The sequence below is a fragment of the Pseudomonas sp. 3MA1 genome, assembly GCF_029237275.1.
GTDB lineage: Bacteria > Pseudomonadota > Gammaproteobacteria > Pseudomonadales > Pseudomonadaceae > Aquipseudomonas > Aquipseudomonas fluorescens_AP.
The window spans coordinates 727,474-746,512 of the sequence record NZ_JAACFX010000001.1 but is presented as its reverse complement, the minus strand read 5'-3'; the positions used below and the strand labels follow the sequence as shown (position 1 = coordinate 746,512).

Here is a 19,039-nt window from a genome sequence, read left to right as displayed (position 1 = left end):
GGTTCGATACCGCCACGCCGTCCCCGCCGCTACAAGCGGAAATGCCCCACCATCCCTTTCAATTCCCCCCCCAACTGCGCCAGCTCGATGCTCGACGCGGCATTGCCCTGCATGGCCAGTGACGACTGATCGGCACTGGCACGAATGCTGGTGACGCTGCGGTTGATCTCTTCCGCCACCGAACTCTGCTGCTCGGCGGCAGCCGCGATCTGCTGGTTCATCTGCTGGATCAACGAAACCGCCGCGGCGATGCTGCCCAGGGCGCTCTCCGTCTGCAGGGCATCACTGACCGCCAGCTTCACCAACTCGCCACTGCCCTTGATCTGCTGCACCGAAGCATCGGCGGCGGCATGCAACGCGGTCACCAGACGTGCGATCTCCTCGGTGGACTGCTGGGTCCGCTTGGCCAGGGCCCGCACTTCGTCGGCCACCACGGCAAAGCCCCTGCCCTGCTCCCCCGCCCTGGCCGCCTCGATCGCGGCGTTGAGGGCCAACAGGTTGGTCTGCTCGGCCACGCTCTTGATCACATCCAGCACACTGCCGATGTTGTCGATCTCGGCGCTCAGGCTTTCGATGCCGCTGCTGGCCCGGGTCGCGGAGTCCGCCAGTTGCTCGATGCGCTGCATGCTCTGGCGCACCACCTGCTGTCCACTCTCGACCTTGTCATCCGCGGCCTGAGCCGCCTGGGCGGCTTGCTCGGCATTACGCGCCACGTCGTGCACCGTGGCGGTCATCTGGTTCATGGCGGTGGCCACTTGCTCGGTTTCTTCTTTCTGGCTGCTGACTTCCAGGTTGGTCTGCTCGGTGACCGAGGACAGCGACTGGGCCGAACTGGCCAGTTGCTCGATCCCGGCCTGCAAGCCGCTGACGATGCCGCTCAGGCCACTGCCCATCTGCTGCATCGCCTGCATCAACTGGCCGATCTCGTCCCGCCGGGTCACGGTAACGCTGGCCGTCAGGTCGCCGGCGGCGATCTGCTGGGCCACATGCATCACGCTGCGCAGCGGCCGCACGATCAGGCGCGTGATGCTCAGGGCCGCCAACAGCCCCACCAGCAGGGCCAGGGCCGAGGAGCCGATGATCAGCAAGGAGTTCTTGTCCAGCTCGCCCTGCATCGCCAGGTCCTGGGCGACATAGGCCTGGTCGACCCGCGCCATTACCTGGGCCGCACGCTCATGCAGCTTTTGATAGACCTGTTTTTCCTGAGTCAGCAGGCCGGTGTATTCGTTGAGTTTTTCGCTGAAGTTGCCGATATGCCCCGACACCTCGTTGAGCACCGTCTGGTAACCCGCATCCTTGACTGCAGTCTTCAGCTGTTCGGCCTGGGCCAGCGCCTGCTCGGCCTGCTCGATCTTGCTCTGCTCGGCGCTCGCCTGCTCATCGCCCTTGCGATTCTGATCCAGACGCACTCGCGCTTCGTTCATGGCCTGCAGCATCAGGCGTGAAACCTGGCTGATCTGGTTGGCCTGCTCGATGAACTCCGCGCCCTCCTTGCCCTGGGAATCCTTGAGGGTGTAGGCGCCGTCATCCGCCAGCCCGGCCTGCAGTACGTCAAGGTTGTTGGCCACGCTGGACACCGACCAACTGGCCATTTCCAGGGCCAGGTCCTTGGCCTGGGTCAGCTCGACGAACTCGTCGAAGGCCTTGCGGTAGTCCGCCAGCGCCAACTCGACATCAGCCATCGCCGTCTGGTTGGCCGCCGACTGCCCCTTGAGCTGCTGGGCCAGCCCCAGCAAACCCTCCAGGCTTTCGTGCAGGCTGTCCACGGTCTGGCTGTTGCCATGCAGGGCATAATCCTGCTCCAGCAGCCGCACCTTGAGCACGCCACTGTTGAGCTGGGACATTTGCTTGAGGCCATCGAAACGCTGGCTGATGGTCTGCAGCGACCAGACGCCGATACCGGCCACCAGGGCCGTCAAGAGCAACACCAGGGCAAACCCGATACCCAGTTTCTTTGCCATGCCCAGGTTGGCAAAACGTCCACTCGCGGCCGAAGTCATGGTGCGCAGTCCCCTTCCAATCCCCAATGGCCATAGGGCCATCCGTGTGAGCGAAGGGTCGCAACGGCGCGCACCGGCGCACAAGTCTTCGAGGCGCCAATAATGGCAAAAAGCTAGGCGGAGGTCGTTTTCAGGACATTGGAGGTCGATTCCATCCAGCCCCCGCGGCGACTGCCGCCAAGGGGCCGGCCGAAGGCTCAGATCGCGGTGGCACCACCATCCACCGCCAGCGCATGACCGGTGGTGAAGGCCGCGCCATCGCTGCACAGGTAAAGCACGGCGCTGGCGATTTCCTCGACCGTGCCGATACGCCCTACCGGGTGCATCGCCGCAGCGAACTCGGCCTTCTTCGGATCCGCTTCATAGGCCCGACGGAACATGTCGGTGTCGATGACCGCCGGGCAGACCGCGTTGACGCGGATCTTTTTCTTGGCGTACTCGATGGCCGCCGATTTGGTCAGCCCGATCACCGCATGCTTGGACGCCGCATAGATGCTCATTTTCGGCGCCGCGCCCAAGCCCGCCACCGAGGCGGTATTGACGATGGCTCCGCCGCCCTGGGCCAGCAGCAACGGCAACTGGTGCTTCATGCACAGCCAGACGCCCTTGACGTTGACCCCCATGATGGCGTCGAACTCGTCCAGGCTCCCCTCGGCCAGGCGGCCCTTCTCGATCTCGATCCCGGCGTTGTTGAAGGCATAGTCCAGGCGGCCATAGGCCTCCAGGGTCCGGGCCATCAGTTGCTGCACATCCGCTTCCTGGGTGACGTTGCAGGGCACGAACACGGCCTCGCCTCCCGCCGCGCGGATAAGCGCCACGGTGCCTTCGCCCCCGGCCACATCCAGATCCGCCACCACCACCTGCAAGCCTTCTGCGGCAAACGCCAGGGCCGTCGCCCGGCCGATGCCATTGGCCGCGCCGGTTACCAGGGCCACCTGGCCGGAAAACGTCATGCTCATTGCAAAGATCCTCGATCAGATACGGGTCAGCTGTGGGGCCCATCTAGCCATAGCCGTCCCGGTCGGCGTCAGCATTATCAGAAGGCCGGTTGAGGCCTTATGCATCCCGGTGATGAAAATACCGGGGCGTTCATCACCGCACTGGATCGACACCCATTCGCTGAATCGGCAAACCTTGCGGCAACCCACATGAGGGTCTATCAACTAGGGCTTCATCCACCCCTTGAGTGCCTGCCATGACCCGCCTGACCAATCGCCAGTTTCTGCTCGCCAAACGCCCCGTCGGCCCGGCTACCCGCGACACTTTCACCTACCAGCAGGTAGCCGTGGGCGAGCCCGCCGCCGGGCAGATTCTGGTGAAGAACGAATACCTGTCCCTGGACCCGGCCATGCGCGGCTGGATGAACGAGGGCAAGTCCTATATCGCGCCGGTGGCCATCGGTGAAGTCATGCGCGCCCTGGGCGTGGGCCAGGTGATCGCCTCCAACCACCCCGGCTTCGCGGTGGGTGACCACGTCAATGGCGCGCTGGGCGTGCAGGACTATTTTCTTGGCGAACCCCGTGGCTTCTACAAGGTCGACCCCAAGCTGGCACCGCTACCGCGCTACCTGTCGGCCCTGGGCATGACCGGCATGACCGCCTACTTCGCCCTGCTCGACGTCGGCGCGCCCAAGGCCGGCGACACCGTGGTGCTGTCCGGCGCCGCCGGCGCTGTGGGCAGCATTGCCGGGCAGATCGCCAAGATCAAAGGCTGCCACGTGGTGGGGATTGCCGGCGGCCAGGACAAGTGCAAGTTCCTCATCGACGAACTGGGTTTTGACGGCGCCATCGACTACAAGAGCGAAGACATCCACGCCGGGCTCAAGCGCGAATGCCCGAAAGGCGTCGATGTGTATTTCGACAACGTCGGGGGCGACATCCTCGATGCGGTGCTCAGCCGCCTGAACCTCAAGGCGCGGGTGGTGATCTGTGGCGCCATCAGCCAGTACAACAACAAGGAAGCGGTCAAGGGCCCGGCCAACTACCTGTCGCTGCTGGTCAACCGGGCACGCATGGAAGGTTTTGTGGTGATGGACTACGCCAGCCAGTTTGCGGCGGCCGGGCAAGAGATGGCCGGCTGGATGGCCAAGGGGCAGCTCAAGAGCAAGGAGGACATTGTCGAAGGCCTGGAGACTTTCCCCGAGACGCTGGGCAAGCTGTTCAGCGGCGAGAACTTCGGCAAGCTGGTGCTGAAAGTCTGAATCCGCAGGAGTCGGCTGGCCGGCGATCCGCGACGGCGGCCGGAAAGGGCCGCCAACCGCAAAACCGCTATCGCCGGCAAGCCGGCTCCTACAAGAGCAGGCGTGTTACAGGGCCAGTTCGGCCACCACGTCGGCCAGGGCCTTGGCCGGGTCGGCCGCCTGGCTGATGGGACGACCGATCACCAGGTAGTCGGAACCGGCATCCAGGGCCTGGCGCGGGGTGAGGATCCGCCGCTGGTCATCCTGGGCGCTGCCCGCAGGACGAATCCCCGGCGTCACCAGTTGCAGGCTCGGATGGGCGCTCTTCAGGGCCTGGGCTTCCAGGGCCGAGCACACCAGGCCGTCCATTCCGGCTTTCTGCGCCAGAGCGGCCAGGCGCAGCACCTGCTCCTGGGGCTCGATGTCCAGGCCGATGCCGGCCAGGTCTTCACGTTCCATGCTGGTGAGCACGGTAACGCCGATCAGCAGCGGCTTGGGACCGCTGCGCTGGTCCAGCACGTCGCGGCAGGCAGCCATCATGCGCAAGCCGCCGGAGCAGTGCACATTGACCATCCACACGCCCATTTCCGCGGCGGCCTTGACCGCCATGGCGGTGGTGTTGGGAATGTCGTGGAACTTCAGGTCCAGGAACACTTCGAAGCCCTTGTCGCGCAGGGTCCCGACAATCTCGGCGGCGCAGCTGGTGAACAGCTCCTTGCCGACCTTGACCCGGCACAGTTTCGGGTCCAGTTGATCGGCCAGTTTCAGTGCGGCGTCACGGGTGGGGAAATCCAGGGCGACGATGATAGGAGTCTGGCAGGCGGACATGAAGGGGCTCTCAGGCAAGTCGAAATCGGCGCGGATTGTAGCGCAAGCCGCGCCGCTCCGGGACCCGATCAACGGTAAATCCTCCTCAACGGTGTGCAAGCCACCTGAATACCCCGGACAATCCCCTGCGGTGCAACGGCATTTGTATCAACCTCGATACACTGACGACACGCCGACAACAATCCCCGGCGCTACCCTCGCCAGCCGCAACACCTTCGAACAGCACTTCCAGCCCCCAAGCCGGACGCCTATGCTGAAGCCACAACCTCGCCGTCGTCTCCTGATGACCGGCAGCCTACCTGGCAGATGAACGCACCCATGCATAACACTCCAGCCCCTCTGAACGACGACTCCAAAGCCGTGGCCAATGGCGACGACAAGCGCTGGAACACCCGGGCCCTGATCGTCGATGACGACGTGCCGATCCGCGAACTGCTGATCGACTACCTGGCGCGCTTCAACATCCACGCCAGCGGCGTCACCGACGGCGCGGCGATGCGCCAGGCCTTGCAGACCGAGCACTTCGACGTAGTGGTGCTCGACCTGATGCTGCCCGGCGAAGACGGCCTGTCCCTGTGCCGCTGGTTGCGCAGTGAATCGGACATTCCGATTCTCATGCTCACCGCCCGCTGCGAGCCCACCGACCGCATCATCGGCCTCGAACTGGGGGCCGACGACTACATGGCCAAGCCCTTCGAACCGCGGGAACTGGTGGCGCGGATCCAGACCATCCTGCGCCGGGTGCGCGACGATCGCAGCGAACAGCGGGCCAATATCCGCTTCGACAACTGGCGCCTGAACAGCGTGCTGCGCCAGTTGATCTCCGCCGATGGCCTGGTGGTGCCGCTGTCCAACGCCGAGTTCCGCCTGCTCTGGGTCTTCATCGAACGCCCGCGCCGGGTGCTGAGCCGCGAACAGCTGCTGGACGCCGCCCGGGGTCGCTCGATCGAGGCCTTCGATCGCAGCATCGACCTGCTGGTGTCGCGCCTGCGGCAGAAGCTTGGCGACGACCCGAAATCGCCGCAACTGATCAAGACCGTGCGTGGCGAAGGCTACCTGTTCGACGCACGAGACATCGGCTGATGCGCGGGCGCTTCGATACGCTGTTCGGCCGCCTGTTTGGCGTCTTGCTGATCGCGATCGTGCTCGCCCACCTGCTGGCGTTCTTCTGGTTCCACCATTACGGACACCCACCGCCCCCTCCACCACCGCCACCGCCGGTGGTCCTCGGCAATGGCCAACCCCCCGGGCCGCCGCCGTACTTCCCACAACGTCCGCCACGCCCCTGGTTTGGCGGACCGCTGGTGCCCCTGACCTTCCAGCTGATCTCCTTGGTCATTGCCGCCTGGTACGGCGCCAAGCTGCTCTCGCGGCCGATCCAGCGCCTGAGCGACGCCGCCGAACGCCTGAGCGAAAACCTCGACAGCCCGCCCCTGGACGAGGACGGCCCTCGGGAAGCACGGCAGGCCGCCAGCGCCTTCAACCAGATGCAGAAACGCATACGGGAACAGGTCCAGCAGCGGGGGCGCATGCTCGGCGCCGTGTCCCACGATCTGCGTACCCCGCTGTCACGCTTGAAACTGCGCCTGGAGCAGATCGAGGACAGCAAGCTGCAGGGGCAGATGCGCCAGGACCTGGACGACATGATCAAGATGCTCGACGCCACCCTCAGCTATCTGCATGAACAGCGCACCAGCGAGGCCGAGCAATGGATGGACGTGCAGGCACTGGTGGAATCGCTGTGCGAGAACGCCCAGGACCAGGGCGCCCAGGTCCAGGCCCAGGGCCATTGCGCGCCACTGCTGGTCCAGCCCATGGCCCTGCAATCGTGCATCAACAACCTGCTGGACAACGCCCTGCGCTACGCCGGCCACGCCACCCTGGCCCTGGAGGACCAGCGGGATCAGTTGCTGATCCGGGTCATCGACCAGGGTCCCGGTATCGCCGCCGACAAGCGCGAGGCGGTGTTCGAACCCTTCTTCCGCCTCGAAGGCTCACGCAACCGCAACTCCGGCGGCGTCGGCCTGGGCATGACCATCGCCCGTGAAGCGGCGGAGCGCATGGGCGGCCAACTGCTGCTGGAGGAAACCCCTGGCGGCGGCCTGACCGCAGTGCTGCGCCTGCCTCGCCCCTGAGCCCCTTGTGTAGCCACAGGTACAAAGCGCCGATACCCAGGACAACTCCAGCCTTGAGGCTGCATGAGCCGGTTCCCCGCCGGATCCATTCATCCCCAAGGAGCAAATCCCATGATTGGTAGTGTCAGCAGCAACTATTCGAGCTATTACAGCTCCAGCAGCAGCGCCTCCAGCACCAGCCGCGGCCAACAGTTGCAGAAGGAACTGTTCGCCAAGCTCGATAGCAATGGCGACGGCGCGGTGAACCAGGACGAGTTGAACAACGCTCTGTCGCAAAAAGGCGACAAGGGTGTCCTGGTCAGCCTGAGCAAGAACTTCAGCGAACTGGACAGCGATGGCAGCGGCAGACTGAGCAGCGATGAAATGGCCGCCATGGCACCACCGGCGCATCACGGCCAGGCGCCCGGCACCGAACTGGCGGACGCCCTGCTCAGCGCTCTGGACAGCGACGGCGACGGCGTCATCAACAGCGACGAACTGAGCAGCGGCTTGAGCAGTACCGGTAGCAGTGCAGACAGCAAGCAACTCTTCTCGGCCCTGGACAAGAACCAGGATGGCAACATCAGTGCAGACGAACTGGCCGCCAGCCTGACGCCGCCTCCGCCCCCGCAACAGCTCTCCGGCGAGCAACTGTTCGGCCAGCTCGACAGCGACGGCAACGCCAGCATCAGTGCCGACGAGCTGAGCAGCGCCCTGCAGTCCGGCGACCAGAACTCAGCCAGCAACGACACCAGTTCGGCATTGCTGAAAATACTCGACAGCGACAGCAGCGGCGGCATCAGCAGCGATGAACTCAAGGCCGCGCTGCAAGCCGGACGCAACCAGGACAGCGCGACTCAGAACCCGCAGGCCAACCTGGCCCAAGCCCTGGGCAAGATGATCGCCAACCTCAACAAGCAGTATCAGCTGAACCCTGCCAGCAGCGTCGGCAACAGCGTCAACGTCGCCGCCTGATGGACGCTTGCCGCTCCTTGGTAGAGCGGCAAGCCGCGCCTTAGCGCGGCTCCTGGGTCCGGGCCTGACTGGCGCTCCAGTCCAGCAGCAGGCTGTAGGCCACCGCCAGCAGGGTCGGCCCGATAAACAGACCGATAAAGCCAAAGGCGATCAGACCGCCGAACACCCCGAGCAGCACAATCACCAGGGGTAGGTTGCCGCCGCGACTGATCAGGTAGGGTTTGAGCACGTTGTCGACGCCGCTGATGATGAAGGTGCCCCAGATCCCCAGAAACACCGCCATGCCGTATTCGCCCTTCCAGGCCAGCCAGGCCGTGGCCGGAATCCACACCAGGGGCGGCCCCATGGGAATCAGGCTGAGCAGGAAGGTGACGATCCCCAGCACCAGCGCTCCTGGCACACCGGCAATCAGAAAGCCGATCAGCGCCAGCAGGCCCTGGGCCGCAGCGGTGCCGATCACCCCGTTGACCACCCGCTGCACGGTGCCGGCGACCAGATCGATGTAGTAGCCGGCCCGATCGCCGATCAGCCGCTCCAGCAATTTGTGCACGAACAACGCCAGGCGCGGACCGTCACGGTAGAAGAAAAACACGAAGACAATGCTCAGGGTCAGTTCGAGAATACCGCCGCCGATCTGTGCGCTGCGGGCCAGCAGCCAGTTGCCCACCTGCCCCAGATAGGGCTTGACGGCCAGCATCAGCGCCGCGCCCTGTTGATCGATGCTGTTCCACAGTCCGACCAGGCGCTCCCCCACCAATGGCAGGCTGCCCAGCCAGGCCGGCGCCTCCGGCAGGCCGTCGACTTGCACGTCCTTGATAAAGGCCGTGGCATCGCGCACGTGGTCGGCCAGGTTGAGCCCGAGCCAGACCAGCGGCGCCGCCACCAGGAGCATCCAGCCCAGGGTCAGCAGGGCCGCTGCCAGGGACTCGCGGCCATTGAGCCAGCGGGTCAGCAAACGCATCAGCGGCCAGCTGGCAAAGGCCAGCACCGCGCCCCAGAACAGCGCCGACCAGAAAGGCGCCATCACCCAGAAGCTGGCACCAAACAACACCAGGAGCAGAATCTGCACCAGCAGGCGATCGTTATTGGGCATGAAATGTCTCGCACAAGGGTAAACGGAGAAGAGTAGGCGAACCCGCGAGTGCAGGCCGCCTGAAACAGCTTAACGCAGCAGTTCGAAGTGCAGCCCGGCCACTTGGGTGTCGCCGGTTTCCATGCGCGTCGCCAGCACGCCCTGGCCAATCAGGGCCTGGCGCCAGGCTTCGGCCTGCTGACCGGACAGGCTGACCCGCAGCGTGGTGTCCAGGTTCAGCCCGCGGGAGAGCAGGTTGAGCCAGACGGGCTGGGGATCGGTCAGCTTGGGCAGATCCAGCTTGCCCGTGTCCTTCAATTGCCGCAGCAGGGTCGCCGAAGTGGGCAACAAGTCACCCAGGGCAGCGCTGGCGTCGAACTGTTCCACGTGCAGGTAGGCCCGGCGGTTACCCCGGGTAATGCTGTACAGGGCTACCAGGGAGTTGTCCTGGGGCGCCGCCAGGCGCAACAGCAGATAGGCCTGCTGCTCGTCGGCGCCAAACAGCTTGGCGTTGCCGAACACTTCATTGGCCCACAGGCTGCTCTCGCCACAATCCCGGGCCTGGCACCAGAACAGCAGCTCTGCGCCCTGCTTCTGCAAGGCTTCGCGAGCCAGGGTAAAGGCTTCGTTGGAAGTGCGTTCGGCGGGCAATTGGTAGGTGATGGCCGTGAGCTTGCCCCGGGCATTGACCTGACCGTCAAAGCGCAGTTGGCCGCTGATTCTGCGGATCGAGCCCAGCGGGTAGACACGCTCCTGCTCCACTTGCGGGCGGTAGTCGACGATTTGTGCATCGGTCAGACGGGGCACCAGGGGCAGGTCATGGCTGCCGGGCAGATCGGCGGCAAGGGCCAGGGTGCTTAGCAAGGACAAGCCCAGAACACTGATTGAACGCATGGAAACTCTCATCGGATAAGCATGGCCTGGGCACCCTTGACGACGCTGGCGTCGTCACTGCGTTGCGGAACCTGCAAGCCACGCTGGACCGCAGGCCGGGCCTCCAGGGCCGCCATCCAGCGTTGCAGGGCCGGCAAGCCCTGTACCGAAACACCGGACCACTCATGACCGCGCACCCAGGGGAAGGTGGCGATGTCGGCAATGCTGTAGTCCCCGCCCAGGTACTCGACCTGTTGCAGGCGGGTGTCGAGGACTTCATACAGGCGTCGAGTTTCATGCTGATAGCGATCGATGGCGCCCTGGAGCTTTTCCGGAAAATAGCGGAAGAACACGTTGGCCTGGCCCTGCATGGGCCCGATGCCGCCCATCTGGAACATCAGCCACTGCATGACGATCGAGCGGCCCTTGGCATCGGTGGGCAGCAGTTGGCCACTGCGCTCGGCCAGATACACCAGGATCGCGCCGGATTCGAATACGGGAAAATCGCCATTGTCTCGATCGACGATGGCCGGAATACGCCCATTGGGATTGATCTTCAGAAACGCCGGCGCCTTTTGCTCGCGCTTGTCGAAACTCAAGGCATGCACCGTGTAGGGCAATCCGAGTTCTTCAAGCAGGATGGAAACCTTGTGGCCATTGGGGGTCGCAGCGGTGTACAGATCTATCATGGTTGTCTCCCATTTCAACCCGCCCAGCCTCGACAGTTGACCCCGTCAAGTCAAGGAACGGCGAAAAACCGATTGAAACAGTCTGCGACAGAGCTTGCACCGGCCTCGTCGTTGAGGTGCAGATGGTGGCCGCCCGGCAGCTGTTCCCGGCTAAAGGGTAGACGCTGCAGCAGCGACTCGTGCCGGGCCAGCATGCCGTCGGCAGCCACCACCAGCTGCGTCGGGCAACTGACCCGCTCGACGAAGGACATGGCCTGCTCCTCGGTCAGACGCAGCGGCGACGGCAGGGTCAGGCGACTGTCGCTGCGCCAGGTATAGCCACCGGGCACCGGCATCAGCCCACGCACAGCCAGCAGCTCGGCGGCCTCGCGACTGACCGCCACCAGCCCCTTCATCCGAGCTTCGATGGCCCGTTCCAGCGTGCTGTAGACCGGCTTGCGCTTGTCCTGCAAGTCCAGCTGCGCCTGCAAGGCCATGCCCAGCCGTTCGGCGGCACCTGCGGCGCTGGCGGTCGGCGGAATCACGCCGTCGATCAGGGCCAGATGGCTGACACGCTCCGGCAGCGCCGCCGTCAGCACCAGGGACACGATTGCCCCCAACGAGTGGCCCATCAGGGCAAAGCGCTTCCAGCCCAGCTGTTCCGCCACCTGCAGCACGTCGTAGACGTAATCCCACAGGGCATAACCCGCGCCCGGCGGGCGGTGCCCGGAATGCCCGTGGCCGGCCATGTCCAGGGCCACGATGCGCAGGCCTTTGAGCTTGGGCGCCAGCCGGGCGAAGCTGTTGGCGTTGTCCAGCCAGCCATGCAGGGCGATGACCGGCACGCCGTCCTCGGGCCCGAACAGATGGGCCGCCAGCTCGATGTGGGGCAGGTTCAGGCGAACTTCCTCGACAACCTGGCTCATGCACAGCTCCGGCGCTGTTCCCAGCGGGTGAAGAGTTCCTTGAGCAGGGTGGCGGTGGCTTCAGGCCGCTCAAGGGGAAACATGTGGCCGCCGGGCATGGTCAGGGACTCGCCCAGAGGCATGCGCCCCACGGCACTGGTGTGATGCCGCATCACCACCCGGCTCTGCTGGCCGCGCACCACGGCCAGGGGCACCTGGAGCTGGCGAGCACTGCCGGGGCTGGTGTGCGGTACGCCGCGATAGATGCTGATTTCGGTCGCCGGGTCGAAGCGCAGGCGCAACCTGTCGCCCACCGGTTGCAGGCCGTGCTGCAGGTAGGCATCCAGGCAATCAGGGTCGAAGGCGCGGAACAGGCTCTTGCGGGCGAAGTAGCTGCGCGCCGATTCGAGATCGGTAAACTCCTCGCGACGGCCCAGGGTCCGCCCGGCCGGAGTCAGGCGATCGATGAAGCCAAAACGCTTGGCCGCACGGATCACCCATTGGTCGGCCCGGGTCAGCACCGGCGAATCGAGCATGACCACTCCCCGATACAACTGCGGACAACGCAGGGCGGCGTGCAGGTGCAGCACGCCCCCCAGGGAATGCCCGACGCCCCACACCGGCTGCGCCTGCTGTTGCAGGTGGTGAATCAATTCGTCCACCAGGCTGCGCCAGTTATCGTCCACCGGAAAGCGCGGGTCATGGGCGTGCTGCTGCAAATGAGCCACCTCGAACTCCGGCGCCAGGGCGGCAAACAGCTTGCCGTAGGTGCCGGAGGGAAACCCATTGGCGTGAGCGAAAAACACCTGTTGCGACATACCGACCTATCCATCCACCAAACCAACACCGATTGTCCGCAGGCCCTTGCACCAGGGCAATGACCGTAACGGACAGGAATACTGACACCCAGGCCCAGCCTATGGCGCGCTGACTCATTGTGCCGGCGGCGTTTGCCCCAGAGGCACCACGGCCATGGTCAGGCGCGAAATACAGCTGGCCTTGCCTTCGTCGCTGCTCAAGCGGATATCCCAGACATGGGTGGTGCGCCCGATATGAATGGCCCTGGCCACCGCCGTCACCCGGCCGCTGCGCAAGCCCCGCAGGTGGTTGGCGTTGATCTCCAGGCCCACGCAATAGAACTTGCTGGCATCGATACACAGGTAGCTGGCCATGGAGCCGACGGTTTCCGCCAGCACCACCGAGGCTCCGCCATGCAGCAACCCGTAGGGCTGGTGAGTGCGATGGTCGATGACCATGCTTGCGGTCAGCGACTGCTCATCAAATGACTCGAAGCGAATATCCAGCACTTCGCCGATGGTGTTCTTCTGTGCCGCGTTCAATTGCTCGATGTTCGGAGTGGTACGCCATAGGCTCATCGCTGCTTCCCTTCTGGGTGGTTTTTTTGTCGATCAATCCTGCCACAGCACGGCTTCGCTGCGCTCGCTCCAGCTCTGAAAACTGGCGCCATAGGTGGCCTCGATCACATTGCGCTTGATCTTCAGGGTCGGGGTCAGAAAGCCGTTCTCCACCGCCCAGTTGTCCTTGACGACCACTAGCCGGTGCAGGCGCTCGTGTTTGTCCAGGTTGCCATTGACCTGAGCCAGCAGGCTTTCCAGGCTGCTGTGCAAACCTTCCCGGGCACTGCCCGCGGCGGCCTGCCAGCCCGCCGCCGACAGCACGCACAACCCCAGAGGAGCGCTCAGGCCGTCTCCCACCACACACACCTGCTCGATATGGGCATGCACCGCCAGGCGATTTTCGATGGGTGCCGGGGCCACGTACTTGCCCTTGCTGGTCTTGAAGATTTCCTTGAGCCGGCCGGTCAAGCGCAGGTTGCCGGCCGCGTCCTGTTCGCCCTTGTCGCCGGTGCGCAGAAAACCGTCCTCGGTGATGGTCTCGGCGGTTTTCTGCGGGTCCTTGTAGTAGCCCTGCATGGTCGCCCCGCTGCGCACCTGGACCTCCCCCGTCTCATCGATACGCACTTCTACCCCGGGACAGGGCCGGCCGATCCAGCCCGGCACCTGCTCCCCGGAGCGCCCGATATGGGAATAGCCGCAACTCTCGGTCATGCCGTAGACCTCCAGTACGTCCAGGCCCAGCCGGCGATACCAGTGCAACAGCGCCTGGGGCACCGGCGCCGCCCCCGACAAAGCCACACGCAACGCGTCCAGCCCAAGCCCGGCAAGCACCTTGTGACCGACGCGCTTGCCGATCAGCGGCAAGCTCAAGAGAAAGTCCAGGCGCCTGGCCGGCACCTTGCTGTAGACCCCCATCTGGAACTTGGTCCAGATTCGCGGCACGCCAAACAACGCCGTGGGCCGGGCCCGCCGCAGGTCAGCCAGGAAGGTATCCAGGCTCTCGGCGAAGAACACGGTCTGCCCGGTATAGATCGCCGCCATCTCGACAAACATGCGCTCGGCCACATGACACAGCGGCAGATAGGACAGCAGCCGATCCCCCGGGCCCAGGCCGAAGAGTTGTGTCCCGTGAGTGGCGGCAAAACCCAGATTGCCGAAGCTGTGCATCACCCCCTTGGGCAGGCCCGTGGTGCCGGAGGTGTAGATGATGGTGGCCAACTGATCGGCCGGCGGACTCGGGCTATCAGCCAACGGCTGACAGCCTTGCAGATCGTCCCAGGTGCAGTCGAAAGTGCCTTCGGGGGCCAGCGGCAGGCGCACGGTGGGCAAGCCGGGCCTGATCCCCGGAGCCATGCCCGGCCAGTCATCGAGCTTGCCGATGAACACCAGGGCCGACTCGGAATGCTCCAGTACCTGGGCCACCGAATCGGCTGTGAGGTTGGGATACAGCGGCACCGACACATGCCCGGCCATCCAGATCGCCAGGTCGCTGATGATCCAGTGCGCGGAATTCTTGCCGATGATTGCGATATGACTGCCGGGAGGCAACTGGCGCTCGCGCAGCCATTGGGCGGCGCGACGGGCCTGCTGGCCGACATCGAACCAGCTCAGCTCCTGCACCTGCCCTCCGGCGCTGGGCTGAACCAGGAAAAGTTGCTGGGGATGACGAGCTTCACGCTCGTAGAACACTTGCAGCGGCAAACGAAAAGCAGCAGCCATGACTCGCTCCTTTGTTTTTATTCTGTTCGCGACACCAACCAAGCACTTGCTCGGTCGACTATTCCACGCACAAAGGAGGGCTGCAAGTTAAGAAATGTAGCGCCGCACCACCGGATGTCGGTCACCCCGATGAACCTGCGGCGGCCAGGAACCGCCTGGCCGCCGAGGCGCTCTAGGGGTGCTTGAGGCTCTTTAGGGTCATCAGCCCCGCCAGCGGCCAGTCGCCTTCCAGCTCCGCCAGGCTGGCGGTATTCATGGGCTGGGGATCACGCAGATGACCGTGCTGCAGCAGGCCGATCAGGTTGCCGACCAAAGGTTGGTGGCTGACCAGCAGCAGGTTGTCCGCACTGTTCAGGTGCTCCAGCACCTGCAACGGGTTGGCCTCCGGCGTCAACCAGGGCACGGTGCGGATCTCGCCTTCAAAACCCAGGGCCTGACGCACCAGTTGCGCCGTTTGCTGGGCCCGTACATAAGGGCTGGCGATGATCGCGCTGATGGGCTGGCCAATCAGCTGCGCGGCGCTGCCCAGCACTTCCTGGCGACCGTGGGCCGTAAGGTTGCGCTGGTCATCGCTGGCCGCATGGGACTCGGCCTGGCCATGACGCAACACCCACAGCTTCACAGCTTGGGCTCCTCATCACGCACCGGGTGCGGCGCCGGCGGCACGCTGTGAGGGGCCTCCCCTTCAGGAGCCCGAGGCGTTGGCCAATCGGCGAACGGCCAGGGTTTCTGCTCGGAGTGGAAGCTGCCGAACCGACCGATCTGCGCCAGGAACTGGCTCAGGCTGTCGCCAAAGTTCATCAGCCCGGCATTCGGTGCACCGTAGATCAAGCGGTAGATCAACTGCACCAGGACCAGGGCGCCCAGGAGAAACTGCGCCACCTGCCACACCATCACGAACACCAGCATCCACAGCACACGCAGGAGGATGGATTCGTATTTGGCTTCGGAATTCGTATCGTTCATGTCTGGCTCCTGTGCTACTCAGTTGAATCCGCTGGTGGAGATAAAGTCGACGTCGGTTTTCGGCTCGCCACGCATCAAGAGCTCGATCACCTGATTCAGCGTCCGCCCTTCGAACAGAATCGCATGCAGGCCGGCTACCAGCGGCATATAGACCCCCAGTTCCTGGGCCTTGGCCTTGAGCACCTTGAGGGTGTTGACGCCCTCCGCTACCTCGCCCAGACGGGTCACCGCGTCCTCCAGACTCAGGCCCTGGCCCAGGGCAAAGCCCACCTGGTAGTTGCGGCTCTTGGGCGAGGAACAGGTTACGATCAGGTCGCCGACCCCGGCCAGGCCGAGGAAGGTCATGGGATTGGCGCCCTGGCTGACGGCAAAACGGGTCATCTCCGCCAAGGCACGGGTAATCAGCATGCTCTTGGTGTTTTCCCCCATGCCCAGGGCCACCGCCATGCCGGCGATGATCGCGTAGACGTTCTTCAGCGCCCCGCCCAGCTCGACGCCAAAGCGGTCGGCACTGGCATAGACGCGGAACGTGCGCCCGTGCAACGCCGCCTGGACCCGCTGGCACAGCTCTTCGTCTTCACTGGCGACCACGGTGGCGGTCAGCGCATGCTCGGCCACTTCCCGGGCCAGGTTGGGGCCCGAAAGCACGCCAATGCGCGCCGCCGGGGCAATGTCCTCGAGGATCTCGCTCATCAGCTTGAAGGTCTGGGCCTCGATGCCCTTGGTCAGGCTGACCAGCAGCTTGCCGCTCAGCAGCTGCGCGTGGGGCGCCAGCACCGAGCGCAGGGCGCTGGAAGGCAAGGCGACGAAGCACAGGTCACAGTCATTCAGGGTGGCCAGCAGGTCGGTGACCGGCTCCACCGCCGGATGAATCTTGATGCCCTTGAGATAGCGCGGATTCTCGCGATTGACCCGAATGGCCTCGGCCTGCTCGGGATCGCGCATCCATTGCCGCACCGGGTGACCGTTTTCGGCCAGCAGATTGGCCACGGCGGTACCAAAACTTCCGCCTCCCAGGACCGCAATAGGGCGCTGTTGTGTCATATGCAATCCGTTTATCCATAGCAGTGGCGATGGCGGCATTATACGGGGCGCTTTTGTCACCACCAGCCCCACCGGCCATTCAGGCAACCTGTCGGGAACACGCGCAGTCATTCGGGGAATGTCGGGCTTATCGACTGGAAAACTCGACTATCTCGGTTAACATGCGCGCCACCTTTCAAGATTCAAGGCTGTGCCGTGTCCGTTGGTCCCTCACCTCTGCGTCTGTCATTGCTGCTGGGCATGCTGTTCGGCCACCCGGCGCTGGCCGACGATCTGTTTCTCGACGGCAGCGCACTGCCCGAGGTGTTGACCGCCACGCGCCTGAAACAATCCCCCGCCGCCGTGCCGGGCAGCATGACCGTGCTCGACAACGAACTGATCAGGGCCAGCGGCGCCCGGGACATCAGCGAGCTGCTGCGCCTGGTGCCGGGGATGATGGTCGGCGCCATCAGCGGCAACCAGGCCACGGTCAACTACCACGGCACCAACGCCAGCGAAGCCCGGCGCATGCAGGTGCTGATCGACGGACGCTCGGTGTATCGCGCGGGCCTGGCCACGGTGGACTGGAGCGACATTCCGGTGGCCATGGAGGACATCGAACGCATCGAGGTGTTTCGCGGCCCCAACACCGTCAGCTACGGCGCCAACGCGCTGATGGCGGTGGTCAACATCATCACCCGCGCACCGGCCAACAGCCACGGCACCCGGTTCAAGGTGACCCGGGGCCAGCGCGGCATCAGCGACTGGTACGCCAGCCAGGGCACGGGCTGGGAAACCGGCGACCTGCGCCTGTCGCTGTCCGGACAGGAAGATGACGGCTTCGACCACAATCGCCTGGGCGCCGACTACCGCGACAGCAAGCGCTTGAACCGCTTCAGCCTGTCGGTGAGCCAGATGCTCGACGAACAGCAGAGCATCGATTGGCAGTTGAATGCCAAGGAAGGCACCAACCAGCGGCCTTATACCTATAAGCCGGTGTTCTACGGCGTGACCCAACAAGGCAAAGACTCCGATGTGATCGCCAAGGACTACGCCGGTTCACTGCGCTGGAACCTGGAGCTCAATGCGCAGCACAGCCTTTATATCCAGGGCTCGGCCCAACACTGGGATCGCCAGCAGACCTGGCGTGCCTGCGACGCGGCGATTTCCTTCAGCCCCGAACTGACCCGCCTGTGGCAAATCAACCCGAATTACGCCGAGCGCCTGGCGCGCCACATGCCCGATTACTTGAGTGGAGCGCCCAGTGGAACCACGACGGAACAAGCGTTGGCCAACCAAGTCATCAACCAATGGCAAACCGGCGGAGGCAAGGATACCGTCTGCGGCAACATCGACCAGAGCACCCGCGAAACCCGCTACGACCTTGAATTGCAGGACACCCTGAGCCTCAGCGATAACCTGCGGCTGGTCAGCGGCATGAACTATCGTTACGACCGGGCCGACTCCGAAACCTATTTCAACGGCACCCTCGACGACACCACCTGGCGCCTGTTCGGCCAGCTGGAATGGCGAGCCAGCGAACACTGGCTGATCCAGGGCGGGGCTATGTACGAAGACACCCAGCTGACCGGTAACTCGCTGACGCCACGGATCGCCGTCAACTACCTGATCAACCCGCGCCACGGGCTGCGGGCGGTGTATTCGGAAGCCATCCGCTCCCCGGACATGTTCGAGAACAACGTCAACTGGAGCTACCGGGTCACCGGCCTGAGCAGCCCGGTCTACGGCCAGAGCAGCGCCCAGTACTTCGTCAGGACCCGCGGTCCGGGCAACCTCGATCAGGAACACATGCGCTCCCGCGAACTGGGCTACAACGGCTACTTCGTCGACCAGGCCCTGAACCTCGACATCAAGCTGTTCTACGACGAGATCAGCGGCATGATCAGCGAGCCGCTGCGCAACAACCAATACATCGCCAGCAACAGCAATTCATCACGCTTCTCCGGCAGCGAAAGCCAGCTGGACTGGCAATTGAGCCGCGCCGACCGCCTGCGCCTGACCTACGCCTATGTCCACGCCCAAGCCAGCAACCGCCTGGACCAGCGCCTGACCGCCAGCAACAGCGGCTCCGCCGGCTGGCTGCGCCAATGGGGCCAGGGCTGGTCCAGCGCGCTCTTCTACTATGGCGACAGCGCCCTCAACGGCTACCGCTTCGAACGGATCGACACCCGCCTCGCCAAGCGCCTGGCCCTGGGCAAGGCCAACCTGGAACTGGCGGGCACGCTGCAGCAACGACTCGACCACCAGCCCAGCACCTTCGCCGACAACCGCTACGACTCGCGGCACGTGGTCTATTTCAGCGCCGAGCTGGAGTTCTAGCGTGGCCCGGCAGCGGCCC

Annotated in this window: 18 protein-coding genes; 5 read left to right on the top strand and 13 right to left on the bottom strand. The window is 64.4% G+C overall.

The window, feature by feature from the left end; translation table 11 throughout:
- Window positions 1-29: 29 nt before the first annotated feature.
- Entirely contained in the window at window positions 30-2,000 is a 1,971-nt protein-coding gene (locus tag GWQ44_RS03530; RefSeq protein ID WP_275926645.1) for a methyl-accepting chemotaxis protein, read from the bottom strand.
- A gap of 197 nt (window positions 2,001-2,197) precedes the next feature.
- Window positions 2,198-2,959, bottom strand: a complete 762-nt coding sequence (locus GWQ44_RS03525) for an SDR family oxidoreductase (protein ID WP_275926644.1) — start codon at window positions 2,957-2,959, stop codon at window positions 2,198-2,200.
- Between the two features lie 236 nt (window positions 2,960-3,195).
- Here GWQ44_RS03525 and GWQ44_RS03520 point away from each other — a divergent pair, with 236 nt between their 5' ends.
- Window positions 3,196-4,200 (top strand): NADP-dependent oxidoreductase, encoded by a 1,005-nt coding sequence (locus GWQ44_RS03520; protein ID WP_179597467.1) that lies wholly within the window; start codon window positions 3,196-3,198, stop codon window positions 4,198-4,200.
- Between the two features lie 105 nt (window positions 4,201-4,305).
- Here the strand turns inward: GWQ44_RS03520 and pyrF are convergent, their stop codons facing one another.
- Window positions 4,306-5,007, bottom strand: coding sequence for an orotidine-5'-phosphate decarboxylase (pyrF, locus tag GWQ44_RS03515; protein WP_047302780.1), 702 nt, complete (start codon window positions 5,005-5,007; stop codon window positions 4,306-4,308).
- 318 nt (window positions 5,008-5,325) lie between these two features.
- Between pyrF and GWQ44_RS03510 the strand changes: the two genes are divergently transcribed.
- From GWQ44_RS03510 to xopAW, 3 genes are all read left to right on the top strand, one after another.
- On the top strand, window positions 5,326-6,090 hold the full coding sequence (locus GWQ44_RS03510; protein WP_275926643.1) for a response regulator: 765 nt from the start codon (window positions 5,326-5,328) through the stop codon (window positions 6,088-6,090).
- Entirely contained in the window at window positions 6,090-7,142 is a 1,053-nt protein-coding gene (locus GWQ44_RS03505) for a HAMP domain-containing sensor histidine kinase (protein ID WP_275926642.1), read from the top strand. Before GWQ44_RS03510 ends, GWQ44_RS03505 begins: the two co-directional genes overlap by 1 nt.
- Before the next feature lie 111 nt (window positions 7,143-7,253).
- Complete coding sequence (gene xopAW, locus GWQ44_RS03500) at window positions 7,254-8,096, top strand: XopAW family type III secretion system calcium-binding effector (RefSeq protein WP_275926641.1); 843 nt, start codon at window positions 7,254-7,256, stop codon at window positions 8,094-8,096.
- 40 nt (window positions 8,097-8,136) lie between these two features.
- Here xopAW and GWQ44_RS03495 read toward each other — a convergent pair whose 3' ends face one another.
- The 10 genes from GWQ44_RS03495 to GWQ44_RS03450 all read right to left on the bottom strand — a co-directional run bounded on the left by GWQ44_RS03495 (window position 8,137) and on the right by GWQ44_RS03450 (window position 16,701).
- Window positions 8,137-9,189, bottom strand: coding sequence for an AI-2E family transporter (locus tag GWQ44_RS03495; RefSeq protein ID WP_047302773.1), 1,053 nt, complete (start codon window positions 9,187-9,189; stop codon window positions 8,137-8,139).
- Window positions 9,190-9,258: 69 nt separating this feature from the next.
- On the bottom strand, window positions 9,259-10,062 hold the full coding sequence (locus tag GWQ44_RS03490; RefSeq protein WP_042941099.1) for a DUF4892 domain-containing protein: 804 nt from the start codon (window positions 10,060-10,062) through the stop codon (window positions 9,259-9,261).
- Between the two features lie 8 nt (window positions 10,063-10,070).
- Window positions 10,071-10,730 carry a glutathione S-transferase N-terminal domain-containing protein gene (locus tag GWQ44_RS03485; RefSeq protein WP_047302769.1) on the bottom strand — a complete coding sequence of 220 codons (660 nt, stop codon included), beginning with the start codon at window positions 10,728-10,730 and terminating at the stop codon, window positions 10,071-10,073.
- A gap of 50 nt (window positions 10,731-10,780) precedes the next feature.
- Window positions 10,781-11,635, bottom strand: a complete 855-nt coding sequence (locus GWQ44_RS03480) for an alpha/beta hydrolase (RefSeq protein WP_047302767.1) — start codon at window positions 11,633-11,635, stop codon at window positions 10,781-10,783.
- Window positions 11,632-12,432: an alpha/beta hydrolase gene (locus GWQ44_RS03475; protein ID WP_275926640.1), complete on the bottom strand. Its 801-nt coding sequence runs from the start codon at window positions 12,430-12,432 to the stop codon at window positions 11,632-11,634. The genes GWQ44_RS03480 and GWQ44_RS03475 overlap by 4 nt, the downstream gene beginning before the upstream one ends.
- A 114-nt stretch (window positions 12,433-12,546) precedes the next feature.
- Complete coding sequence (locus GWQ44_RS03470; RefSeq protein ID WP_047302765.1) at window positions 12,547-12,990, bottom strand: hotdog fold thioesterase; 444 nt, start codon at window positions 12,988-12,990, stop codon at window positions 12,547-12,549.
- Between the two features lie 33 nt (window positions 12,991-13,023).
- Window positions 13,024-14,691: an AMP-binding protein gene (locus tag GWQ44_RS03465; protein ID WP_275926639.1), complete on the bottom strand. Its 1,668-nt coding sequence runs from the start codon at window positions 14,689-14,691 to the stop codon at window positions 13,024-13,026.
- A 172-nt stretch (window positions 14,692-14,863) separates the two neighbouring features.
- Complete coding sequence (sixA, locus tag GWQ44_RS03460) at window positions 14,864-15,313, bottom strand: phosphohistidine phosphatase SixA (RefSeq protein ID WP_275926638.1); 450 nt, start codon at window positions 15,311-15,313, stop codon at window positions 14,864-14,866.
- The gene (locus GWQ44_RS03455) at window positions 15,310-15,657 is read right to left on the bottom strand and encodes a DUF4389 domain-containing protein (protein ID WP_016965783.1); all 348 of its coding nucleotides are present in this window, start codon (window positions 15,655-15,657) and stop codon (window positions 15,310-15,312) included. The genes sixA and GWQ44_RS03455 overlap by 4 nt, the downstream gene beginning before the upstream one ends.
- Before the next feature lie 18 nt (window positions 15,658-15,675).
- Complete coding sequence (locus GWQ44_RS03450; protein WP_016965784.1) at window positions 15,676-16,701, bottom strand: NAD(P)H-dependent glycerol-3-phosphate dehydrogenase; 1,026 nt, start codon at window positions 16,699-16,701, stop codon at window positions 15,676-15,678.
- Between the two features lie 195 nt (window positions 16,702-16,896).
- Between GWQ44_RS03450 and GWQ44_RS03445 the strand changes: the two genes are divergently transcribed.
- Window positions 16,897-19,020 carry a TonB-dependent receptor gene (locus GWQ44_RS03445; RefSeq protein ID WP_275926637.1) on the top strand — a complete coding sequence of 708 codons (2,124 nt, stop codon included), beginning with the start codon at window positions 16,897-16,899 and terminating at the stop codon, window positions 19,018-19,020.
- Window positions 19,021-19,039 lie beyond the last annotated feature (19 nt).

Excerpts from the sequence above, each read along its gene's own strand:
- GWQ44_RS03495 (WP_047302773.1), bottom strand. The coding sequence starts at position 9,189 with ATGCCCAATAACGATCGCCTGCTGGTGCAGATTCTGCTCCTGGTGTTG.
- xopAW (WP_275926641.1), top strand. The coding sequence starts at position 7,254 with ATGATTGGTAGTGTCAGCAGCAACTATTCGAGCTATTACAGCTCCAGC.
- GWQ44_RS03520 (WP_179597467.1), top strand. The coding sequence starts at position 3,196 with ATGACCCGCCTGACCAATCGCCAGTTTCTGCTCGCCAAACGCCCCGTC.
- GWQ44_RS03450 (WP_016965784.1), bottom strand. The coding sequence starts at position 16,701 with ATGACACAACAGCGCCCTATTGCGGTCCTGGGAGGCGGAAGTTTTGGT.
- GWQ44_RS03505 (WP_275926642.1), top strand. The coding sequence starts at position 6,090 with ATGCGCGGGCGCTTCGATACGCTGTTCGGCCGCCTGTTTGGCGTCTTG.
- GWQ44_RS03510 (WP_275926643.1), top strand. The coding sequence starts at position 5,326 with ATGCATAACACTCCAGCCCCTCTGAACGACGACTCCAAAGCCGTGGCC.
- GWQ44_RS03485 (WP_047302769.1), bottom strand. The coding sequence starts at position 10,730 with ATGATAGATCTGTACACCGCTGCGACCCCCAATGGCCACAAGGTTTCC.
- GWQ44_RS03455 (WP_016965783.1), bottom strand. The coding sequence starts at position 15,657 with ATGAACGATACGAATTCCGAAGCCAAATACGAATCCATCCTCCTGCGT.
- GWQ44_RS03475 (WP_275926640.1), bottom strand. The coding sequence starts at position 12,432 with ATGTCGCAACAGGTGTTTTTCGCTCACGCCAATGGGTTTCCCTCCGGC.
- GWQ44_RS03480 (WP_047302767.1), bottom strand. The coding sequence starts at position 11,635 with ATGAGCCAGGTTGTCGAGGAAGTTCGCCTGAACCTGCCCCACATCGAG.
- pyrF (WP_047302780.1), bottom strand. The coding sequence starts at position 5,007 with ATGTCCGCCTGCCAGACTCCTATCATCGTCGCCCTGGATTTCCCCACC.
- GWQ44_RS03525 (WP_275926644.1), bottom strand. The coding sequence starts at position 2,959 with ATGAGCATGACGTTTTCCGGCCAGGTGGCCCTGGTAACCGGCGCGGCC.
- GWQ44_RS03465 (WP_275926639.1), bottom strand. The coding sequence starts at position 14,691 with ATGGCTGCTGCTTTTCGTTTGCCGCTGCAAGTGTTCTACGAGCGTGAA.
- GWQ44_RS03530 (WP_275926645.1), bottom strand. The coding sequence starts at position 2,000 with ATGACTTCGGCCGCGAGTGGACGTTTTGCCAACCTGGGCATGGCAAAG.
- GWQ44_RS03490 (WP_042941099.1), bottom strand. The coding sequence starts at position 10,062 with ATGCGTTCAATCAGTGTTCTGGGCTTGTCCTTGCTAAGCACCCTGGCC.
- GWQ44_RS03470 (WP_047302765.1), bottom strand. The coding sequence starts at position 12,990 with ATGAGCCTATGGCGTACCACTCCGAACATCGAGCAATTGAACGCGGCA.